The organism is Sphingomonas sp. BE138 (assembly GCF_031456125.1).
Lineage (GTDB): Bacteria > Pseudomonadota > Alphaproteobacteria > Sphingomonadales > Sphingomonadaceae > Sphingomonas.
Genome location: NZ_JAVDUC010000029.1, coordinates 1 through 21,174, shown reverse-complemented (window position 1 = coordinate 21,174; position 21,174 = coordinate 1). Strand labels below are relative to the sequence as shown.

Annotated in this window: 16 protein-coding genes; 9 read left to right on the top strand and 7 right to left on the bottom strand. The window is 62.8% G+C overall.

Going from position 1 to position 21,174, the window contains the following annotated elements; genetic code table 11:
- The first annotated feature begins 153 nt into the window (after window positions 1–153).
- From J2Y58_RS19020 to J2Y58_RS19005, 4 genes are all read left to right on the top strand, one after another.
- Complete coding sequence (locus J2Y58_RS19020; protein ID WP_018250482.1) at window positions 154–3,120, top strand: Tn3 family transposase; 2,967 nt, start codon at window positions 154–156, stop codon at window positions 3,118–3,120.
- 333 nt (window positions 3,121–3,453) lie between these two features.
- A complete protein-coding gene (locus tag J2Y58_RS19015) occupies window positions 3,454–3,609 on the top strand; it encodes a hypothetical protein (RefSeq protein ID WP_310106686.1) in 156 nt (51 codons plus the stop codon).
- A gap of 204 nt (window positions 3,610–3,813) precedes the next feature.
- Window positions 3,814–4,236 (top strand): hypothetical protein, encoded by a 423-nt coding sequence (locus tag J2Y58_RS19010; protein WP_310106683.1) that lies wholly within the window; start codon window positions 3,814–3,816, stop codon window positions 4,234–4,236.
- Window positions 4,233–5,681, top strand: a complete 1,449-nt coding sequence (locus J2Y58_RS19005; protein ID WP_310106680.1) for a hypothetical protein — start codon at window positions 4,233–4,235, stop codon at window positions 5,679–5,681. The genes J2Y58_RS19010 and J2Y58_RS19005 overlap by 4 nt, the downstream gene beginning before the upstream one ends.
- Before the next feature lie 430 nt (window positions 5,682–6,111).
- On the opposite strand, the gene J2Y58_RS19000 is transcribed toward J2Y58_RS19005, so the two are convergent.
- The 5 genes from J2Y58_RS19000 to J2Y58_RS18980 form a co-directional block, all read right to left on the bottom strand.
- Complete coding sequence (locus tag J2Y58_RS19000) at window positions 6,112–6,948, bottom strand: DUF2971 domain-containing protein (protein WP_310106677.1); 837 nt, start codon at window positions 6,946–6,948, stop codon at window positions 6,112–6,114.
- The gene (locus tag J2Y58_RS18995) at window positions 6,945–8,273 is read right to left on the bottom strand and encodes a hypothetical protein (RefSeq protein ID WP_310106674.1); all 1,329 of its coding nucleotides are present in this window, start codon (window positions 8,271–8,273) and stop codon (window positions 6,945–6,947) included. Before J2Y58_RS18995 ends, J2Y58_RS19000 begins: the two co-directional genes overlap by 4 nt.
- 51 nt (window positions 8,274–8,324) lie before the next feature.
- Entirely contained in the window at window positions 8,325–8,570 is a 246-nt protein-coding gene (locus J2Y58_RS18990) for a hypothetical protein (RefSeq protein ID WP_310106672.1), read from the bottom strand.
- A 195-nt stretch (window positions 8,571–8,765) separates the two neighbouring features.
- Complete coding sequence (locus tag J2Y58_RS18985; RefSeq protein ID WP_405053143.1) at window positions 8,766–9,905, bottom strand: tyrosine-type recombinase/integrase; 1,140 nt, start codon at window positions 9,903–9,905, stop codon at window positions 8,766–8,768.
- A 77-nt stretch (window positions 9,906–9,982) separates the two neighbouring features.
- Entirely contained in the window at window positions 9,983–11,227 is a 1,245-nt protein-coding gene (locus J2Y58_RS18980) for a hypothetical protein (protein WP_310106668.1), read from the bottom strand.
- Between the two features lie 166 nt (window positions 11,228–11,393).
- Here J2Y58_RS18980 and J2Y58_RS18975 point away from each other — a divergent pair, with 166 nt between their 5' ends.
- Both J2Y58_RS18975 and J2Y58_RS18970 read left to right on the top strand, forming a co-directional pair.
- The gene (locus tag J2Y58_RS18975) at window positions 11,394–12,320 is read left to right on the top strand and encodes a hypothetical protein (RefSeq protein WP_310106665.1); all 927 of its coding nucleotides are present in this window, start codon (window positions 11,394–11,396) and stop codon (window positions 12,318–12,320) included.
- Window positions 12,317–13,219, top strand: a complete 903-nt coding sequence (locus J2Y58_RS18970; RefSeq protein ID WP_310106689.1) for a DUF4238 domain-containing protein — start codon at window positions 12,317–12,319, stop codon at window positions 13,217–13,219. Before J2Y58_RS18975 ends, J2Y58_RS18970 begins: the two co-directional genes overlap by 4 nt.
- A gap of 36 nt (window positions 13,220–13,255) precedes the next feature.
- Here J2Y58_RS18970 and J2Y58_RS18965 read toward each other — a convergent pair whose 3' ends face one another.
- Together J2Y58_RS18965 and J2Y58_RS18960 are read right to left on the bottom strand one after the other, a co-directional pair.
- On the bottom strand, window positions 13,256–14,233 hold the full coding sequence (locus J2Y58_RS18965) for a ParB/RepB/Spo0J family partition protein (protein ID WP_310106662.1): 978 nt from the start codon (window positions 14,231–14,233) through the stop codon (window positions 13,256–13,258).
- A 269-nt stretch (window positions 14,234–14,502) separates the two neighbouring features.
- Window positions 14,503–15,705 (bottom strand): AAA family ATPase, encoded by a 1,203-nt coding sequence (locus J2Y58_RS18960; RefSeq protein WP_310106659.1) that lies wholly within the window; start codon window positions 15,703–15,705, stop codon window positions 14,503–14,505.
- Between the two features lie 547 nt (window positions 15,706–16,252).
- On the opposite strand from J2Y58_RS18960, the gene J2Y58_RS18955 reads away from it, so the two are divergent.
- From J2Y58_RS18955 to J2Y58_RS18945, 3 genes are all read left to right on the top strand, one after another.
- Window positions 16,253–17,557 carry a replication protein RepA gene (locus tag J2Y58_RS18955; RefSeq protein WP_310106656.1) on the top strand — a complete coding sequence of 435 codons (1,305 nt, stop codon included), beginning with the start codon at window positions 16,253–16,255 and terminating at the stop codon, window positions 17,555–17,557.
- 113 nt (window positions 17,558–17,670) lie between these two features.
- Window positions 17,671–18,525 (top strand): toprim domain-containing protein, encoded by an 855-nt coding sequence (locus tag J2Y58_RS18950; RefSeq protein ID WP_310106653.1) that lies wholly within the window; start codon window positions 17,671–17,673, stop codon window positions 18,523–18,525.
- A 77-nt stretch (window positions 18,526–18,602) separates the two neighbouring features.
- On the top strand, window positions 18,603–21,056 hold the full coding sequence (locus J2Y58_RS18945; protein WP_310106651.1) for a strawberry notch-like NTP hydrolase domain-containing protein: 2,454 nt from the start codon (window positions 18,603–18,605) through the stop codon (window positions 21,054–21,056).
- Window positions 21,057–21,174: the final 118 nt, after the last annotated feature.

Genomic DNA, 21,174 nt, shown 5'->3' with positions numbered 1-21,174 from the left:
GCATTGGAACACGGCTGATTAGCAACAGACATTTGCGACAGCGTCCGCCCTCGTGGCGTGACCGGTCAGGGCCGCTGTCGCGAAACTTGAGAGTTACGCGACACCTCGCACGTGTCGGCCATAAACTATACGCTCCCGGACAGGGGGTGATCGATGGCCAGACGCGATCTGTTAACGGGCGACGAACGCCGCGCGTTGTTCGGCGTGCCCCTCGACCATGCCTCGCTCGCCAAGCATTACACGGTTGCCGATGAGGACCGGCCACTGATCGAAGCGAAGCGCGGCGACGCCAACCGGCTCGGCTTCGCGCTGCACCTCGCCCTGCTGCGTCATCCCGGCTTCGGCATACGCCACGACGATGTCGTCCCCGATTTTCTGATCCGGCACCTGGCCGCGCAACTCGACATCGCGCCCACAGCGTTCGAGGGCTACGCGCATCGCGCCCAGACCCGGCTCGAACACGCCTGGGAGGCGATGGAGCGTTTGCGCCTGCGCGCGTTCGAGGCGGCCGACGTCCCCGGCGCGCTCGGCGCAGCCACCCGCGCGGCGGAAGCGACCGAACGGGGCAAGCCGATCGCCGCGGCAGTGCTGGGCCATTTGCGTGCTGCCCGGATCGTTCTGCCCGCGCCCGCCCGTATCGAGCGGATCGGGGTGGCGGGGCGCGCCATGGCGCGCCGCCTCGCGGCCGACACGCTGGTCGATGCGCTTGCTCCGGAGCAGGTGACGGGGCTGGATGCGTTGCTGATCGTGGACCAGGATCGCAGCACGACGCCGCTCGCGTGGCTGCGCGACACGTCGGACAGCCCGACCGCGCGCAATCTCGCCGGCATTCTCGCCCGGCTCGCGCACGTGCGCCGGCTCGGGCTCGACCCGGGCATGGCCGGCCGCATCCACGAGCACCGCTTCGAGCAGCTCGTGCGCGAAGGCCACGTCGCGCCCGCGTTCCTCCTGTCCGACTACTCGCTCCGCAGAAGGCGCGCGACACTCGCCGCAGCCGTCATCGACCTGGAAGCGCGGCTCGCGGACGCCGCGATCGAGATGTTCGGCAAGCAGACCGGCCTCCTGTTCGCCAGGGCCAGGGCCGCGCAGAAGCGCGGCATCGAGGCGACCACACGCGACGTGAACCGGCTCATGCGGCTGCTGGGCGCCACGGTCGGCGCACTCCGGGTCGCGCGCGAGGACGGGTTGGACGTCTGGGCGGCGCTCGACGACGGGGTGGGCTGGACGAGGCTTCTGGACGCCGAGAGCGAGGCGACCGCGATCGCCGACCTGACTCGCGACGAGCCGCTGATCCGCGCGGCGGGGCGCTACATGACGATGCGGCGCTACGCGCCCGCGTTTTTTGACGCGTTCCGGTTCAAGGCGGCAGGCTCGCGCGACGGCGTGCTCGGCGCGATCAAGGTCGTGCGCGCGCTGAACGCGACCGGGCGGCGAGACGTACCGGCCGATGCGCCCATGCCGTTTTCCAGAAAATGGAAGGCGGCGATCACCGAGGGCGGCGTCATCGACCGCCGTCGCTACGAAACCGCCACGGTCGCGACCGTGCGCGAGCGGCTCCAATCGGGCGACCTGTGGGTGGAGGGTACGCGCGAACACCTGCGCTTCGACAGCTATATGCTCCCGCCCGGCAAAGCGGCCGAGATCGCGCTCACGCTGCCGTTCGACACCGACGTCGGCCGCTACTTGGAGGGGCGCGCCAGGCTGCTCGACTGGCGGTTGCGCCGGTTCGCAGGCTCGCTGAAGCGCGGCACGCTCGACGGCGTGGAGCTGCGGGGCGGTAACCTCAGGGTCAGCCCGCTCGCGGCCGTAACGCCCGCTGCGGCCGACAGGCTGGACGCGGCCGTCGACCGGCTCATGCCCCGCGTGCGCATCACCGAGCTGCTCGCCGAGGTGGAAGCCCGCACCGGGTTCCTGTGCGCATTTCCGGAACTGCGCTCGGGCCGCGCCCACTCCAACCCGCAGGCCGTGCTCGCCGCGATCCTGGCAGACGCGACGAACCTCGGCATCGAGCGCATGGCCAACGCCAGCCAGGGCGTCACCTACGCCCAGCTCGCCTGGACGCATGGCTGGTACGTATCGGAAGAGAATTACGCGGCAGGGCTGCGCCATCTGGTGGACGCGCAAGCCGCGCTGCCGCTCACGCGCGTGTGGGGCGACGGCACCGCGTCGAGCTCGGACGGGCAGTTCTTCCGCTCGGGCAGGCGGGGCGCGGCCGGCAGCACCAACGCGCGCTACGACCGGGAGCCGGGGCAGAAGATCTACGCCCATGTCGCCGATACCTACGCGCCCTACCATGTCCGGCTGATCTCGGCGACCGCGGCGGAGGCGCCCTATGTGCTGGACGGGCTGGTCGCGCACGGCTGCGGCATCGAACCCGCGACCCACTATGCCGATACGGGCGGCGCGTCCGACCACGTGTTCGCGCTCGCGCACCTACTCGGCTTCCGGTTCGTGCCCCGCCTGCGCGATCTAGCCGATCGCCGGCTCGGCCTGTTCCCGGGCACGGCCCGCCCCGAGGCGCTCGCGAAGCTGATCGGGCGCCCGTTCAACATCGCTGCCATCCGCGAAAGCTGGGACGAGATCGTCCGGCTCGCCGCGTCCGTGAAGGCCGGCGTGGTGCTACCGTCGGTCATGCTGAAGAAGCTGGCCGCGTACCGTCGCCAGAACCGGCTCGACTTCGCGCTCCAGGAGCTGGGCCGGATCGAGCGCACGCTGTTCACGCTCGACTGGCTAGAATCCAGGGCGCTCCGCCAGCAGTGTCAGGCTGGGCTCAACAAGGGCGAGGCGCGTCACACGCTCGCCCAAGCCGTGTTCGTCCACAAACAGGGCCGCCTGCGCGATCCGCAGTTCGAGAACCAGGCGCTGAAAGCGTCCGGGCTGACGCTGGTCACCGCCGCGATCGTGTACTGGAACACGCTTTACATGGGCCGCGCCGTCGAGCATCTGCGCGCCAGCGGCGAGCCCGCGCCCGACGAGCTGCTCGCCCATGTAGCCCCGCTAGGCTGGCGACACATCAGCCTGACCGGCGATTACCTCTGGCAAAACGCCGCTGCCGAGCTCGATCAAGACGGCTACCGCGCACTCAACATCGCCGGCGGACCCGGAGCCAAGGTGGCCTGAGCCGCCCTGTTCGCTACCTGTTCAGCTTACCGCTGTCCGTGTCACAAACCTTGAGGTGCTCCCTATCACCTTGTGCATATCCCGCCCCGCCATGAAGGCTCAGCTTTAGAACTGGGATTGGCAGCGATTGGGTTCCTCGGCATCAGCTTAGGCGGCGGGCTCCTGTGGCTCGGCGCGCACATCCACGACGAAGTTCCGATATCCCCGCGCTGGGCGCAGGGCGCGTCGCGATTCGACATCGCCTTTCCCGACGCGCGCGACACCAGTCCGCCAAAGTATGCAGAAACGCGCCATCGGAACGATTTACCGCGAGGCGAAAAATGAGCGAAGCGCATGACCCCCGAAGGCTTCCTGATGCTGCTGCTGATCATCGTCGGCCTCAGCGCGCTCGCGCTCTATCTGCGCATCAAAATCTTCATGATGGATCGACGGAAGCGGAAGAACACGCCGCTAGACGAAAGCCCATCCGACGGATCGAGGGAAGACTAACGCTCACGAGCTTCTGGGAGGCAGTCGATGGTGTCGGCTCTCAAACGGACGATCGCTGACGCGCTAATGCAGGAAAGTCTGCACCGCCGCCCCTTGATCCTCCAGGGAAGAACCATGCTAATGGCAGCTTCCGTTGGGCTGGTCCCAACAAGCCGGTGGTCGCTCATGATCACAAGCGCACTTCTCTCGCGACTGGCGGGCGGCATGCTGCTCCTGGTGAGCGCCGGCACGGGGATCATCCAGGCAGGCGCTATGTCGCCGTCAAAGACTGGATTCGTAGCAGCGTTGTCATGGGCGGGCAGCCTAGTAGCCTTTTTCGCCGCTTGCCTCGGCATCCTACTTCTCGTGTATGGACCGCGGTTACGCCAGCGCTGGACGGCCGGTTGCGAAGCGGCCTCGAAAGCCCGCTCAATGATGGCCGAGTCACGGGCGGCTCAATCCAACCCACATCCGGAAATCGATCCGCTGATCTTCCTCGATCCCGGCTTGGGCGGCGGCCGCATGGCGATGACCACATACCTTATCCTGCGCGCCCAACGGCAGGACGGAACTCCCAAGCGATCCCGGGCACCGCACCCAGGTGAACGCCCCGAACGTCCCACAGCACTTCACAAGGCTTCGATGTGACAGACCCTGAACTCAAGTTCGTGATTCCGACTTACCGCCTGCGCGACGTCGGTGAGACAGTAGAAGCCTACGACGCCAATTTCGAGCGCAGCGGCCAGACCGCGCCGATCGTGGTCTTCGACGACTCCTCTGTCGCCAACCACGAGAAATACTATGCTTCGCTCGAAGCAACCCGGACCCACAATGAGCTGTGGTACGTAGGGCCAGCGGAGAAGGAGCAGTTCGTCTCCTACATCTGCAAGCGTCTGCGCGACCGGAAGCTCGATGTTCTCGTGCGCAATCTCTTCCGCCCGAGCTACGGCGGCAACCGCAATTTTTCGCTGATGTACACGCTCGGCAACCTCATGGTCAGTGCCGACGATGATATGCGGCCCTATGCGCTGATCGAGGACAGTCCGGAGTCACTCGGCGAGCAGGAGATCAGCCGTGGCAAGCTCATTCCACGCGGCGCAAATGGGCATACCCGCAAGTCATACGACATTCTCGAGTCCTTCCGCGATATCCTGGGTCGCACCGTCGGCGAGGCGCCGGCCAACTACGCGCGCGGCGACCTCGTACGCGACAGCGCCATGGATCTCGAAACGAACAACTCGCTGGGCCTAGCGCGCGAAAACTCCCTGTCGATCGAGGCCGGGCGCATCTCCCGTTCGGCTGTGGTCAAGATGGCGCAGACGTTCCGCACCGGCACCAACGACATCGACGCTGTCGACTATGTCGACATGTTCCTCGACGATCCTGATGAACTCAATGCCGAGACGCTCAACGAGACCTACGTGCTGGTGAACTTCCGCCCCTGCGTGACTAACAAGAATTGGCGCATGGACTGCGGCGTTGCCGGCTATGATAATCGGACTGGACTGCCGCCATTCTTCCCGACCCGATTGCGGTTCGAGGATTATATCTACCGTCTGTGGATACAGCAGCCCAACATTGCCGCAGCTCATGTCGACTCCGCGCAAACGCACATCAAGAACAACTACATGCGCAACCCTCTGCCTTCGGAGGTTTTCAACGAGGCAATCTGCCACCTTCTCAAGCGCAAGTTCCGCGAGAGCCTGCGGAAGACCGACGATCTAAGCATCGCCTTCGACTACGATGGCGCCGTATCTCTTCAAGACACTGAAGAGATGCTCGATGTCGCCCGCGCTATCCATGCCCGGGTGCTGAATGCCGTGCAAAGTGCGCGTACCGAACAGCGCCGACAGGCGCTTGGCCATTTTGCCGTCAACCTTTCCCGCACGTTCTATGACTTCGAGCCTGACTTCTTCCAGCAGAACGTCAGCCGGCTGGTTGATGACGAAGTTGGCCTGATCAAGTCTGCGCTCGAGATTTGGCCGACATTGCTTGAAATCGTATATTTCAAGAAAAACTGCCGTCACCTACCGGTCCGCCGCGTTCGCAACAGCGACCGCAGCGGCACGCGGTCCACAAAGGCGGCGGCGTGAGTTCGCTACCGTTCCGGTCGCGTGACCGCTGATCCGTCATGTCAGGCGGCTGTTTACTCCTGATCTTCCTTATCGTGCTGCTAACTGCAGCGCGCCTGTTGCTGCCCGGCGAGCGGCGTCCCCCGATTCAGCCCAATGACGAAACTGAAGAGCGAGAACGCATATGATGTGTCACATCACCTTCGTTCTCTCGGTGCTCAATCTGGCCCTGATACTCTGGACGGCGCGGCGCACGGCGCGGTTGCATCGGCGGGCATCGGTACTGAGGGTTCTCGAAGAACGACGCGATTAATCGTAAGCGTCGCTATGTCGCGGTCGCTCAAGCTGAAGAGCGCGCTGCGACAGGTACGCCGATCGTGGCAGTCAAATCGTGCGAGTTCACTTCGAAGGAAGAGGAGATCCGGGCGTTTTCGGGCGCACAATAGAGCGCTCAGCCTTGATCTTGTGCGCCGGCGATCATCTCCTGCGCATTCTGGAAAGGCTCGAACTGGACATCGTATGATCCGCGCCGCTTGCGTCCGACCAGGCAGCCTTCCAGTGCAAAGTCATTGACGATCCGCTGAACCTCGTAAGGGTTCGCCGCGATGCCGAAGCGGATCTGACACACGCTTCCCTCGGGAAGGTGAAAGGCGTGCATCGAGGAGCCGTCGTCTCGCCGCACGACCGTGAAAGTGCCACTGGCGTTTTCCGGGTTTTCTTCGTCAACGCCGCGCAGACACTTCACCACCCGAACTTCCTCTTCATAGGCCCAGCAAAGCGGCTTGGAGAGAAACAGCCGCTGCAGCTGCTGATAATAGTCTACCCGGAAATCATATAGTTCGCCGACGACAACCCCCGGCCCAGACGTTGGAGCGCCGGCATACTGGCTCATGTTGGGATTGTTCAGATAGATGACGCTTCCGAAATGCGCCGGAATTGCGTTCGCTTCTGTCTTCAAAAAACCCGCTGTGCCCATATCGATTTCAACGACAGCGCCACGATGCTTGTCAGCATAGTGCGCCCACATCAGCGAGTTGGTCGCCGTGCGGGTCATTGAGCAAACGCCCATGTACCTCGCCCATATGCTGCCCTTCAGGCTAGCTGTCAGCGAACCAAACAAACCATAATCCCGGACATCTGGCGCTGTGGGGAAATCAAACGGATCGTTCAGATCCTTCGGCAGGGAAAACCCGACCGTGTTATGCTCGAGCACCGCCTCCAGGCTCGCCAAACTCATGTATTTGTAAAGTCGCATCGATAGCTCGGCTCCTCGCCCGGTGCTCATCATTGGTCGGCGTCCGAGCGTTTGGCGCTCGCCGATGCCTGTTCAGCAGCGATTTCGCTCATCGGTCGACAGCCGGGATAGCTCAGGTATTCGCTTCGATGCAGCCAGCTTTGATACTGGCCTTCGAAGCCGATCGCATCGAGGATGATGCGGGTTACGATTTCGCGCGCCCAGACAATGTGGTCGAGCAAGCGCGCGTCCGCTGGCCCTTGATCTGGCGCCACGCCGGTGTGGACAATCACATTCCGCGCATTCGTGATCGCCGCGAGCCAACCAGCCGGCAGGTCGGCCGTGCGGATGCCGCGGCTTTCCAAAAGGATGTCCAGCTTGTCCCGCAGAGAGCGGCGGTTCAGCTCGTCGACTTTCCCGCCCATAGCAGAGGGGGCGTCTGGATCTGCCTTGAGGAATTTACGGACGCGCTTCTTTAGCTCGTGGAAGGCGGCGGGATCGTCGACGAACAATCCAGGGAGGCCAGACCGTGCGATGATGCTCTCAAGAGCGCTCATGGCATTGATGAGCCGCGATTCTCGATAGGCCACAGGGGCCGTCATCCAGCGGATGGCAGGATCCAAGCGCTCTATCGCCTCAGGTCGCTCCTTGAAGGAGCGCACCGCGCAATCGAAGATCTGCCACATGTAGAGGAGATCAAACGGCGCCATATAGGGAGAGGATGTCCTACCCCGCTGGACGACACGAAGAGTCATTACGCCTGCCCTGACGCGCTGCTCGTAGATCGGCACGAGGTAAACGTCGCACGCAAGTGATAGGACGCGCTCGAGATGGATGAGGAACCGTTCGCTCTGGTCCCACCAGCCTTGACTTTCTGAGCCATCAGCATGGATGGCCAACACCGCTCGAGGCTCCTGGTCGGCGTTCTCTCGGTATCCCGTGAAGACCAACCGACCGAGCGGGGTCTTGCGCTCGATGCCGTGGATGGTCGCAAGCTTGCGGAAGAACCAGGCGCGCATGTCATTGTGGTCGCTACGGACGTCTCGACTAAGCTCGGCGTGCCCGCAGCTTCCTTCGATCTCGACGCGATCCTCTGGATACGACCAGCGATAAAGATGAAACGTCTCGCTCGCGAAGCGCCAACTGCCATCCTCTGAAATGCCTGTCAGGCCCAGCGTCGATTGATCGTCCAGTGGGCGATCTCGTGGCACAAACGGTGTCGCTGCGCTGCCCGGGGTAATGGGATCGAGCGCGAGTGTAAGATTGCCATCGTCGTCTATGCCGGCGGCAAAGCCTACCGAGACGTCGGCGTCGCCGTTGGACAAGGTGCCGTGGAAGCGGATGGGATCAAGGATCGGCATGCCCCACTGATCTACCATGCAATGGGTCCTTATGGTCGCCTTGTATCACGAGAAAACGTCGTGGGCTCTTCACAGAGCCGAATAGATTCTCGCGGCTAAGTCGTAGTCGATCACGTGCTTTCCATGTGGGGTCGACACGACGAACTTGGCTATCTCAGCGGGCGAAAATGAAAAGTTCTCGGGTAGCTTAAGGCGTCGCTTGGCCGCGCCGTCCGCTGCGTTGCACTGGTCGCAAAGCACCGTTGGCAAAAACCGAGCCGTGCCGACGCCGGTCCAACTGCGAGCGTGATCATGGTGCTCGTGCAGGCCAGCCATCCAATCCTCGAACCTGTTCACGGTCCGTGGAAAACGCATGGTCCAGCGAAGAATTTGAAATTTCGATCGCCGACAACTGGGGCAGGTCCAGTCCGGACCCACCCGAGCCCATAGCTGATGGCAGTGCGCGCCCTTATAAGCCGCGAACTCCTCGGGTGTTGGAACCCTGACGGGCTTGGGCGCCGATTCCGCCATTTATCCTATCTTCGCGAGCAGCCGGCCGGCTGCACCTTGCTCAGCCGCCAGGTTTCGATTGTAGGCAAGTGGCATCCGCGGGCTCTTCCAGCGCAATGCGTCCATGATCCCGGCCAGATCCTCTCCGCTGGCGAACAGGTCCTGGTTGAGCCCGACCCGCGTGGAGTGCGCGCTGATCCCCTTAAGCAAGCGCGCTAGGTCATCCGCCGTCAGGTCGCCAAGCGCGCCACGATCGAACGCGCGCCGAATGATTGCCTGCCAGATCGGCCCGATGGAGCCCGGATGGAGAGCCGCATCGCCGATGTCGTATTCCACCCTTGCCGGCACGGCTGGCTTAGGAAGCGTCTTACGCAGATCCCACTTCTCGCGGCTGGAAATGCTATCGATCCGCCGCCCTTTCACTGCCGGCCGCGCCTTATAGCGACGCACCTGCACCCGCCGGAACAGCGGCCCGGCCGTAATCCCCGCCGCTTCGGTCCACGCGACAATCGCACGCATCGAGCGGGGCGAGAGATAGGCGGTAGCCCCCTCCCCTTCCTGGTCACCCTTGCTTCGATGGATCGCAAGCAGCCTAGCCTCGGGATCAAGCGCTTCGAGGATATGTTTCACTTCCACAGCGACGAGCTCTGACGCCCTCAGTCCGGTATCGTACGCCAGCGATAGCAGCGCCCGGTCGCGCAACCCCGGCAAATCGCCTCCACAAGCCTCCAGGAGCGCCCTCACGTTGAGCCCGCGGGGTTTGTCCCGCTCGACGTCGCGCACGGGGCCCTTGAAGCGCAGCGGCCTCGCCTGGGCCTGTGCAGTGCCCTTCTCGCGTCGGATCGCCCGCAGTCGCAGCCTGACCAATTCGGCTTGGGTGGGATCCTTGAGATCGAGCAGCTGATGGACCTTTGCGATCGACGCCTTGTAGCGGCCGAGCGATGCTGGTTTCGCCCCCTGCCCTGCCCTTGCATCGAGATAATCTGCTACCGATTCCGGCGTGGCCGGGAGCGTCATCCGCCCGTTGCGCCGGCACCACCGATCGAACGCTTCAAGGTCGCTGGCCAGCGCCCTGATCGAATGTGGCGAGGACGCCGCCTGATAGGCGGCGATCAATTCGGCATTGACCGTGATCTGCGTTTGACAGCGCAACTTGGTCACCTCCCAAGCGAGGTCGCGTGCGCCGCCTTCGGGAGTGACCGTGAGATCCACCAGCGTTTTCGCGTCGCCAGCCACGGCTACCGGGCCGCTGCCGCGATCTGTTCGAACGTCTGCGGCTCCATCCCGTAGATGGCAGCCAAGCCGTTGAAGGCATCGGCTACGATGCCCTTGAGATGATCCGGATCGATCGACGTGAGCGTGGCGACATACTCATAGGTGTCCTCAACCGCGCCGAAGCCTTCGTCGCTGAACGAATAGCGACCGAGCGGCCACCAGCTATTCGCGAGGCCATTTACGCCGAGACGGACATGGATCGGCAGCGAGCCGCCATGGTCGAGCGCGAGCCGGCTGTTGCGCTCGAGGAAATGCAACCAGTGCTTGAAGAAATATCCCGTCGCGAGCGTGATCCGCCCCTCGCGATCGAACAGGAAGCCGCCGCCGACGCCCCAGAATTCCCCGGTCTTCTCGAACCACTGGGTTATCGCCAGCGTCGGATATGCGCCGTCCTCCTCCGTGCCCGGCCAATAGATCATCGTGCCGCCGCGGCTGATACCGTAGCCGAGCGCGTTCGCTCTCGCGATCAGCGCCGGGTGGCCGCTGTTGCTCGCAAGCGCCTCTTTCGCGCCTGGCTTGGGTACCCATCGCGACGGGATGAGGCGGGCATAGCCCGGGAACTTGTCCATCCAGCGCACCCGGCTCGTTCCGTGGCTGGGGTGGGTCACCAGAATGGGCTGCGTGCGATCGAACCAGAGGTCCGGATCACCGGCGAAATGCGGCTGCCAGTGGACGGCCTCAGGGGGCGGTGCGGGCAGTTGGTCGAGAGCGAGGCGCAGATATTCGGCGAGCCGCTTGGCGAGATCCGCCCGCACCCGACGCAACTCTTCGCGATCGGCGCCGTCCGGCAGATGGAAGGCGATAGGACCGCGCCGCCCGCGCATGTCGAACGGCAGCTTGTCGATAGTCGCCCCGTCGAACGCGGTGTTCCAGACCTGCAGCACGCGATTATCACCGAGCGCCCGATGAGCATAGCCAAGCTCGATCAGCACGTTCGGATTGGCGCATGCCTTGCCGTCGGCCGACACCGCGATCGGCGTCACGTCGCCAACAAAAACCGCCGCCTCATCGATTTTTCGGAGGATCGTCGCGACGATGTCCGGCGAACCGGCGACTCCTTGCGTGTCAGAGGTGAGGCTCGGACGATCCGCTTCGTCGAGCTCGGCCGAGATCATGCCGATCGCCTGATCAAGCGCGGAGCGGACCAGCTCGCGGGTGACGCGGCCGTCGAGATCGCTCTGCCATGACCAGAAAACCGTCCTTTCCACGCGCGATCGCCCCTGCCCGTCCTCGGGGTGCTGTAGCACAACTTATAATGCGGCGCCAAATATGGTTATGTGATAACTGCAATTATCGAATGTGTATGAACAGAGACTATCAGGGGTGCAAACCAACTGCTGACTTTGGTTTCCTTGCGTGGCATCGTTGTCACTCATGAACCGCGACGACAACCCTCGTGCCGATGACGCATTGCTCCTGCTCGGACGCCTCGACGGCCGGCTGCAGGGTAGCGCATGCGCGGACATCTTTCTCGCGCGTTCGCGTCTTGAGGGCGCCTCCGCCCTTGCCGGGCTCGCCAGCGTGCCGATCGCAGTGAAAGACCTGCAGGACTGGATCGCGGGCCGCACACCCCCTCCCCGCTCGTCCGAGGGCCTCAACGATCCGATCTCGGTGGCGGCCATCTTCCATATCGCCCTCAGCCGCGATCAGGACCTCAGCGACCCGCTCGCCCGCGCGACGCTGAATGCGCTGCGTTCCGTCCTGGACGATCGCGCGGAAGCGGAAACCTATGCGACGTCGGACCTCGCCCATTTCGGTCCACTATGGCGGCAGGTGCAGGCGGCGGCAGACGCCCCCTTCCCTACACGCGACCTTCTCAGCCTTGCCAACCGCGTCTTCGAGCTGGCCGCCCTCACCGAGCCAGCGCCCTCAAGCGGATGGGACGTCGTCAGCCTCGATGGGCGAACGCTTAACCTTCCACCGCGCGATCGCGACCGGAACTGGTTGATCGCGGTCGCCGTGCCGCAAATGCTCTATCGCGCCGGCTTCACCACTCGGGTCATTCCTTCCTGTATCCTGCTGCCAAAATACCTGCCCCCCTCCCCTGCCGAGCTCGCCAAGACGGTAGCTCAGGCAATTGGTAGAACGGCTCAGGCGGGGCTACGGGAGCTTGATTCAATCGAACGTGCGGCGGCGCGAATCCGGTCTGATCTTCAGGTCACGAAGCGAAGCAAGGCTCCCCTGCTCGCTCGGCTTCAGCTCTCCTATCCGGGGCTTCAGCCCGCCGCGGTGGCACGCCTGCTGAAAATCACGCCCCAAGGCGCCCGCAAGCTCCTCGCCTCTCTCCAGAGTCACACCTGAAAGATCGATACCCGTGCAATCCAAACCTCAGAACCCGCCCTCTCGGCATCATTTTCATCCCGCAGTTCCTGCTCGAACAATGGACGACGGGCGGCGTGCTGCTCCGGTACCATTGCGACTGGCGCGGCGAGATCGAGAGCGCACCCGCCTCGCCGAAGAGCGTCTGCTTCGAACGGGACCTGTATAAGACCGTCGGCTTCCCGCCCGAGCACGCGCAGCAGATGGAAACCCTGTTCATGCAGGTGGTGGATGATGCCGCAGCGAAGGTTCATGCGCAGATCCTCGACGGGGACGTTCGCTCGCTCAGTGATGCGCAATGCTCGGACTGGGGCCGCTTTGTATTCTCGCTCTGGTTTCGGACGCCATTGGACATGCGCGGTTTGAAGGACGCCGTTGGTGCGCTCGCCGGTCCGGAAAGCGGTCGCGCAATTGTCGATGGCGAGCACGTCGCTCTTCCGCCTGCGGCGCTGAGCGCGCTCCAGATGGAAATCCTACGAACCGTCATCGATGACGCAGAGCGCGGACGAGCGCTCATCAACATGGAATGGCTGGTGATCAAGACCACCAATCCGCGAGAGTTCTTCGTGTCCGACTGGCCGCTCGACGTGCCGGTGAGCTTTGCATGGCTCGGCAGCAACTCGTCCTATGTGAGCCTGCCGATCGGTCCCAACGCCCTCTTCGTTGCAGCCGGATCACGCTCGCTCGCCGACCGCATCGCAACTCTACCCGAGCGCGAACTTATCATGCGCCAGAACCGATCGACCGTCGGCCATGCGCAGAGCTTTGTGAGCGCACGGAGCGCCCAAGCTGCCGCGTTCATTAGCGCTCACTTTGGTGGCCGTACGCGCTACTCCGTGACACAGGGCATCGCCGACAAATATAAGGGGCCCGCCATATAAGCCGCGATCGATCTGTCCTCTGGCAGAGACGAACCACTAAGTCAGCAGTCCTTCGATTGCCTTCAGCAGTTCCGGAGGCGAGGCTTCCGTCTTCGGCGGCACCTTGATGGTAAGCCCCCCTCCCCTCGCCCTCGTGTAGCGCAGGATAACCTTGCCACCCCTGCCGGTGATTTCCTTCTCGGCGGCACCTTTGGGGCTGGGGGCGACAGTCGCCTTGACGAGGCGCTTGGCGACCTCGGGCCCGCTTAGCTTCACGCCGTTTTTGGTGCGCTCCTCCTCTATCCGCTCTGACTCGTCGCGCATCTTCGCCAGCGCCTTCGCGTCGCCCGTAAGCGGTTTGATATCGCGCGCGACGCGAACAGTGATGTCGTGCGTGTCGGAGAAGGCCGAGACGATTTCGGTGGGCAGGCGTGCCACGTCCAGCAGCCGGCTAAGCCAGGACTTGGAAAGGTTCAGATGCTCGGCCATCTGTGACTGGGAGCCCTCGTAAAACTCGGCAAGTGCAACGGTGTATTCCTTGGCGCGCTCCCAGTCCGAAATGTCCTTGCGCGAGCGGTTTTCGACATCCGAGACACGGAACGCCTCTTCGTCTGTCACGCTCTGGATCGTGACCAGATACTCGAACTCTGGATGATGGTGCGCGCGGAGCCATTGCACCGTCCACCAGCGGCGAACACCGGCGATGATCTCGAAGTCGTACTCGGGATCGTCCTTCAGGCGCCGAACGATGGCCGGGATCCGCTGCTTCTTTGCGGACAAGAACGAGTCGATTAGGTCACGGCAGCTTTCCTCCGTGAGATGGTCGAGATCGCGATTGTGCATACGCCAGGGGCGGCACTTCGCAGGGTCGACCCACTCCGTCCGATCAGCGACGGACTTGCCCGTCGCTATCCGCGCGAGCGTCTGGCTGCGGCTCGCCATGATGCCTTCGGCGGGAGTGGATTTATCGAGGTTCTCCTCGTCATCGAGACCCTCTGTGAACATTGAGCCGAAGCCCTTGTTGCCCTTGCTCATCGGCCCGTTCCTTCTTCGTTTATCGCCGCCTTCGGCCCGCTCAAAGTGGAGGAGTTGCCACGTGGCAACTCGGCCGTTTCGCGGCGTAGTTTCAGACCTATGTTCACGCGACGGAGATACATATCACTACAACTCAATCCGCTGATTTTGCTTCACTTGTTTAGAAGTTGCCACGTGGCAACAGCGGTGACAGCGAGGCCCAAAACGCGCCTGATTCTCCGCCGCTATCACCTCGCAAAACCTGCCTGTTGCCACGTGGCAACTCGCCATCAGACACGCTCCCCTGCCCTGCTCGCCCAGGTTCGTAGAACGTCCTGTTCGATGTCCCGACACACCTCGTTCAGATGACGCATGCAGCGGTTGTAAACTTCGTGCGACGTGACCGGCTTTTCGAGTTCGAAGACGGTCTTCATACGCGAGCTGGCGTTGTCAATCTCGGCGCTGGTTACCATCACCGACTGGGTCATCGAACCGCCGAACACCTGCCGCATCATCGATAGCACCTCTCGGTGCATCGACTTGCTCTCGTCGACCCGGCTGCCGACAAGCCTGATGAAATTATAGGCTGGCCGCCCCCGCCCCGCGATCTTCTCCAACTGCTTCATTGTCGTGCGCGTCATGTCGATGAACGAGACGGTCGAGGCGAAATCAACCAAGCTCGGCGGAACCGGGATGACCATGCAGTTAGCGGCCTGCAGCACGGCCATCGATACCATGCCGAGTGCTGGCGGCGGGTCCATAATCACCACGTCATAGTCGTCGACCACCGTATCGATCGCTTCGGCGATCAGGTCGATGATCTCCATGTTCTGGTTCTTCGCCATATAGCCGGCGATTTCGTACTCCAGGTTATAGAGCCGCAGGTTCGACGGGATCAGATCGAGATTATGGAAGTGCGTCTTGCGGATGATCTTGCGCACCCCGAGCAGCTCGGGATTATGGAAATGACCATAGAGCGTGTCTTCCTCGTCGAGATCGACGTCTGGACGATAGCCGAACATCATCGTCGAAGAAGCCTGGCTGTCACAGTCGATGAAGAGGACACGATAGCCGTTGATCGCGAAATGCTGGGCGAGGTGCAGCGCAATCGTAGACTTGCCGACGCCGCCTTTGAAATTGCAGACCGAGATGATCGCCGGCGTGTCGGTCGGTCCGCGCCAGGGTCGCGTTCCGAACACCTCGCGCATATGGTCGATCTCTTCGAGCGTGTATTGAAGCCGATGGCCCGACCCGGTTCTTTCACGTGGCGGAAGTCGGCCGTCGCGCTCGGCCTCGCGAACCGCCGAGGCCGTCCGACCAGCAAGTGCGGCCGCCTTCGAGATCGGAAAGGTCGGTCCATGCTTGCGCCCGGTCTCCGGATCGACGGCGCTGTCGCGAATTCGTTTGAGGATGGTCAGCGCCTTGCGGTGAAGAACGTCGAGGCCGCCTTCGATAAGGTCGTCCGGCTGAGCGAGGGTAGAGTCCGTAGCCATCTAAATCCGCTTCTGTGGGTTTGATGCACCACAATAGCTGCGTTGGCAGTTTCGAGCAAGAAAATGGCCATCAGACTTACAAGATCACCGATGATCTCCGAGCCGTTTGCGATTCGAATGATGGCGTCCCCATCGCTCGCCGGTCCCGACCGATGATTTCAGAGCCGTTGTGATGTGTGCCGAGTCGAGATATCCAACTGGCGCACAAAAAGCCGCTTTGTGGATAACCACCGATGATCTCGGTACTTTCCGATGATGTCGGTGCGAACAAGCGATGATCTCGGTGCGACCCGACCGATGATCTCGGAGCGCATACCTATTACTGGAATCACCCTATAGAAAACCGATTCGCGAATCGTTTTGATTTTCAGGATTTCAAGAAAAGTTGGGGCAGGGGAGGGGTAAAAGGGCACCGACATCATCGGTCGATTTGCAACTCTGAAGGGAAGTTTCCCCTCCAAACTGCCAACGGGGTTGATTTCGATCTCCAAACCTGTTGAGACATGCCCATCGAAACCCCCGACAGATTCGGGGGGAAGGGCAGACCATGAATGGGGATCAGCATAAGCCGCTAGGGCACCAATACGCACTGGCCATGCTTACCGGCGGGGAGGAAGGCGTTCGCAAGCTCGCCACCACCGCCGGCACCCAGCTAACCTTGGACGCATTCCTGCGCGTGCAGGACGAAGAACCGGTCCCTGCCTTCCTCCACTCCGCGCTCTGCGCGATGTCGCTGCCGACGAAGCGGCCCAAAGACGATACGCAGCCGATCGTTCGCGAAGACGGCAAATACGCACTCGCCATCAATCCGCGGCCCGTTCTCCAGAATGTCGATGGCAAATCGATCATGCGGAGCTTGGGCGTGCCCTATGGCGCCTATCCGCGCGTTGCCCTGATCTACCTTCTTTCACAGGCCGTGATGAAGCAGTCACGAGACGTCTATCTGGGCCGCAATTTCACCGAGTGGATGCGTCGCTTGGGCTATCAGACCGTCTCCTACGGACCACGCGGCACCGCCAATCTCATGCGGGAGCAGGTTGATCGGCTTCTCGCCTGCGAGTGGCAAATCCGCTGGGACGGCACCGACACGGAGGACAATGCTTTCGCCGTCCGGGACGTCAAAATCTCGAATGAATATGCCGGCTCGCTGGATAAGAACGGCTCGTTTGCGCGCGAGATTCGCATGTCGGAGGCGTTCTACTCGCATCTGATCGATCATGCGGTACCGCTCAACGAGATCGCCATCCGCGAACTCAAGGGCACGCCAACGGCACTCGATCTCTATACCTATCTCGCTTATCGGCTACCGCGGATCGCATCGGACAAGGGCCAGGTCATCTCGTGGGACCAGCTGGCGAAGCATCTCGGCAACGAAGCCGATAGCAAGCGCTTCCGTCAGACTGTGCGTGAGACGATGCAGATCGTGTCTGCGGTCTATCCTAACGCCAATGTCGACCTGTCAGGCCGCAGGGTGGTTCTTCATCCGTCGCCAGCGCCGCTTGAGCGCAAGCTGGTCGGCCCGCACCTGCGACTCGTCGGCAGTGACGCTGCAAAAACGGCACCGAGATCATCGGTCAAGCCGCGCCGCGAGACTAAGGCGGGATCGGGAAAGGATGACGCACCGCTGCTCGCTTTCCCCGCAGGTTCGCTTTCCTACGGCACACGGGAGACTGTCTTCCGTCAGATTGCGCTGACGAAGGGTCATCCTTGGTCGGTCGACGATATGGCGGCTGCCTTTCGCAAGGGATGCCCCGATTTCAGCCGGCCGCGGCCGGATACCGAGTGGCTGCGCATCTGGGAGAAGTTCGTCGTCGCCTATGCCGAACGCCGCGCGAATCGGAGTGACGACTGACCGATGATCTCCGAGCCGTTCGCTTTTTGCGAGCGCCGGACGACTCTGTCTTCGCGAATTTGACCGAGGGAAAGAGGGAAGGGGGGCCGAGCTTGTAAGCAGGAGGTGCAGCTATGCCGCTTACAGCCAAGAGACCAACCCAGGAACTGATCGATATTGTCGGTACGCTCGGCGGCACCTGGAGCGGCAATACCGCAATGTGCCGGTGCCCGGCCCACAGCGACAGCGATCCAAGCCTATCGATTCGCCAAGGTGATCGCGGGATCCTCGTCACGTGCTTTGCCGGATGCTCGCGAGAGGACGTCCTGAGGGAACTCCGCCGAGTCCGACCAGGTCGCCATTATTCGGCGCCCGACGCAACCGGTCCGCAGCGCCCGGCCAATATCGAGCGGCTCTGGGAGCAGGCTGTCGATGTTCGAGGCACCCTGGCCGAGCGCTATCTCGCTCGCCGCAACCTCCTTCCGCCGCCACGCGAGGTGCGCTTTCATCCGAGGTGCCCGTACATGCCGAAGCCGAAGACGGTATTCGAGCCGGCCCTGCTGATCGCCGTACGCGAGACCCGTCGACTCGTCGCCATTCAGCGGATTTTTCTCAACAAAGCGACCGCCGACTATACGCGCAAGGTAATGCTCGGCATGCCTGGGAACGGCTCGTGGCGGGGCGGGGAGGGGGGCACCATCCTTGCGATTGCCGAGGGCTTCGAAACCGCTGACGCGTTCGCTCGCCTCAACGCCATCCCCTGCTGGGCTTCTCTCGGCGCACGGCGTCTCAATCAACTGATCATCCCGTCAGCAATCGATACGCTGCTCATCGCCCAGGACAATGACGCCGAAGGCCGACGCGCGGCCGACAAGGCCGAGATCCATTACCGACGGCCGGGTCTGACCATCCGCCGGGCACCACCCCCGGCAAAGTTCAAGGATTGGGCGAAAGTCCTCGACGCGGTCGTCCAGGACATCAGCGTCTAGGCGCTCCGGGGTGGAAGAGGGGAGGGGGATCGAGAGCGTGATGCTGCTGAAGGTGCAGCCACGCAGGAGATCCCAAAATGACCGACCTCTTCCACGCGGCCGATCGCGCCGACCATCATGCCGCGCGTCTGCTCCTACCGCACCTCGCAGCGGACGGCGCTATCAGCCGCCGCCTGATCAATGATATCATGGTCACCGCTTTCGGCGGGTCCGATGCCGACGGCCGCTGGACTCAGCGCACGAGCTTCGAGGTTCTCGAACATGCGCTCGCCCTACACCTTCGCTCAAGCGGCCAGGGCTTGAATTCCTTTGCTCAAGTCAGCGGCCTGGTCGCACTTTCGGAGCGGCTCCCGACCCAGACGGTGCGGAGCGAGGAGCAACTCGACTGGCAGCAATTTTCAACGCCAGTCGACATCGCCGCCGTCGCGGTCCTGCTTGCGGACGTCCAGCCCGATGACGTCATCCTCGAGCCGAGCGCCGGCAACGGATTGCTTGTCGCTCAAATCAGGCCACACAAAGCTCTCCACCTCAACGAACTCGATCCCCTCCGCCGCAGGCGGCTGCACCACGTCTTCCCGGAGGCCACGATCTCCGGCGAGGACGGCGCAACGATCAACTCGACCTTAGCTGCTGCCGAGCGACCCTCGCTCATCCTCATGAACCCGCCGTTCTCGCGCTCCCTCGGGCGCGGCGCCGACGACTATGCTGCGGTCCGCCATCTACAGGCTGCGCTTCGCCGGCTGCAGGCGGGGGGACGTCTGGTTGCGATCATGCCTGATTGGTTCGGGCCCAGCGCCAGGATGCGCGACCAGTACGAAACGGTGCTGCGCAATGTCACCGTCCAGACCTCGGTGCGGCTCGAAAAGTGCTATTTGAAGCACGGGACGTCGATCGCCATCCGACTGTTCGTGATCGACAAGGTCCCCGGCAAGGCACCGCCGTCCGTGATCCAGCGCTCCTCCGTGACCGAGCTTCTCGATGCGCTACGCGTTCCCGAAAGATCGAGGCCCCGTCGAGACGAGCCCGTGCCGGCGCCAAAGCGGTCGGGCGGCATCTCGCTTTTTCGCGCGGTCAAGAGCAGCCGCCCAGAACCGCGCACCTTTCACGCGCCCGTTCGTAACGATGTGCTCCCCGTCGAATATGAGAAGCTCGCGACACCCGCACCGCTCCTCGAGCAGACCGGCGTCTATCTTCCCTACCGGCCAAGCCGGATCAGCTTCGCCACCGCCGGCGAGCATCCGACCGCGCTGGTCGAATCCGTGGCGATGGGATCGATCCCGGCGCCGATCCCCGACTATGTCCCCTCGCTCCCCGAGCGCACCGTTTCCGAGCGCCTGCTTTCCGCCTCCCAGCTCGAAACGGTCGTCTATGCGGGACATGCCTGGGCGCAGACGATCCCCGGCCGCTTCAAGCCGAACAAGGAAGGCGTCGGCTTGACCCTTGCCGAGGACGGCGAAGCCTATCGCAAGGGCTTCTTCCTCGGGGACGGGACGGGTGCAGGCAAGGGACGCCAGATTGCCGCCTGCATCCTCGACAATTGGCTCCAGGGCCGCCGTCGCAACATATGGGTCACCAAGAATGCGCCGTTGCTCGAAGATGCGCGTCGGGATTGGACTGCGCTTGGCGGCCTCAGCGGCGACATCCAGCCGATCTCCAACTGGAAGATCGACGAGCCGATCAGGCTCGAGCAAGGAGTTCTTCTCGTCACCTACCCGACGCTCCGCTCGATGCGCGGCGATCACAGCCGGCTGAAGCAGATCGTCGATTGGGCGGGGGCCGACTTCCAAGGCGTGCTGGCGTTCGATGAAGCCCATGAAATGGGCGGGGTCGCGGGCGGGGAGGGCGCCCTTGGCGCCAAGGAAGGATCGCAGCAGGGCATCTGCGGCGTGCTCCTCCAGAACCAGCTTCCCGGTGCGCGCGTGCTCTATGCCTCGGCGACGGGCGCGTCCGACGTCAACAATCTCGCATATGCGGTGCGCCTCGGTCTCTGGGGACCGGAAACCGCCTTTGCCGATCGCGAGCAATTCATCAGCGGCATCCGCAAGGGCGGCATCGCGGCGATGGAGCTCGTTGCTCGCGATCTCAAGGCGACCGGTCTCTACATGGCGCGAGCGTTGAGTTTCGCGGGCGTCGAGTACGAGATTCTGCGGCACGAGCTGACCCCGGCCCAGATCGAAATCTATGACACATATGCCGACGGCTGGTCGATCATCCACCAGAACATGGAGCGGGCTCTCGAACTCACCGGCGTCGTCGACGGGCTGGAGAACGCCACGCTGAACAGCGGCGCCAAGGCGTCAGCCCGCTCGCGCTTCGAATCGACCAAGCAGCGCTTCTTTGGCCAAGTCCTGCTATCCATGAAGCTTCCAACCGTGATCGCGGCGGTCCGCCAGCATCTTGCGAACGGCCAATCCGTCGTGTTGCAGCTTGTGACCACAGCTGAGTCGATCTTGGATCGTCGTCTCGACGCGCTGAGTCCCGACGAGCGCGCCGAGCTCGAGATCGATCTGTCGCCACGCGAAGCGATCTAATGTTGAGCTCAACATTACACATATTCTTTGCAGTCGCAGTTTATGTCGAGCGTGGCGGCGGGAGGCGCAGGTTTCCTTCGGTTTTCCATGAATTCACTCCAGATAATTACAGTTCCTT

What these genes read in the sequence shown, in the direction of transcription:
- J2Y58_RS19020 (WP_018250482.1), top strand. Translation starts at nt 154, where the DNA reads ATGGCCAGACGCGATCTGTTAACGGGCGACGAACGCCGCGCGTTGTTC.
- J2Y58_RS19015 (WP_310106686.1), top strand. Translation starts at nt 3,454, where the DNA reads ATGACCCCCGAAGGCTTCCTGATGCTGCTGCTGATCATCGTCGGCCTC.
- J2Y58_RS19010 (WP_310106683.1), top strand. Translation starts at nt 3,814, where the DNA reads ATGCTGCTCCTGGTGAGCGCCGGCACGGGGATCATCCAGGCAGGCGCT.
- J2Y58_RS19000 (WP_310106677.1), bottom strand. Translation starts at nt 6,948, where the DNA reads ATGATGAGCACCGGGCGAGGAGCCGAGCTATCGATGCGACTTTACAAA.
- J2Y58_RS18995 (WP_310106674.1), bottom strand. Translation starts at nt 8,273, where the DNA reads ATGGTAGATCAGTGGGGCATGCCGATCCTTGATCCCATCCGCTTCCAC.
- J2Y58_RS18990 (WP_310106672.1), bottom strand. Translation starts at nt 8,570, where the DNA reads ATGGCTGGCCTGCACGAGCACCATGATCACGCTCGCAGTTGGACCGGC.
- J2Y58_RS18975 (WP_310106665.1), top strand. Translation starts at nt 11,394, where the DNA reads ATGAACCGCGACGACAACCCTCGTGCCGATGACGCATTGCTCCTGCTC.
- J2Y58_RS18965 (WP_310106662.1), bottom strand. Translation starts at nt 14,233, where the DNA reads ATGAGCAAGGGCAACAAGGGCTTCGGCTCAATGTTCACAGAGGGTCTC.
- J2Y58_RS18960 (WP_310106659.1), bottom strand. Translation starts at nt 15,705, where the DNA reads ATGGCTACGGACTCTACCCTCGCTCAGCCGGACGACCTTATCGAAGGC.
- J2Y58_RS18955 (WP_310106656.1), top strand. Translation starts at nt 16,253, where the DNA reads ATGAATGGGGATCAGCATAAGCCGCTAGGGCACCAATACGCACTGGCC.
- J2Y58_RS18950 (WP_310106653.1), top strand. Translation starts at nt 17,671, where the DNA reads ATGCCGCTTACAGCCAAGAGACCAACCCAGGAACTGATCGATATTGTC.
- J2Y58_RS18945 (WP_310106651.1), top strand. Translation starts at nt 18,603, where the DNA reads ATGACCGACCTCTTCCACGCGGCCGATCGCGCCGACCATCATGCCGCG.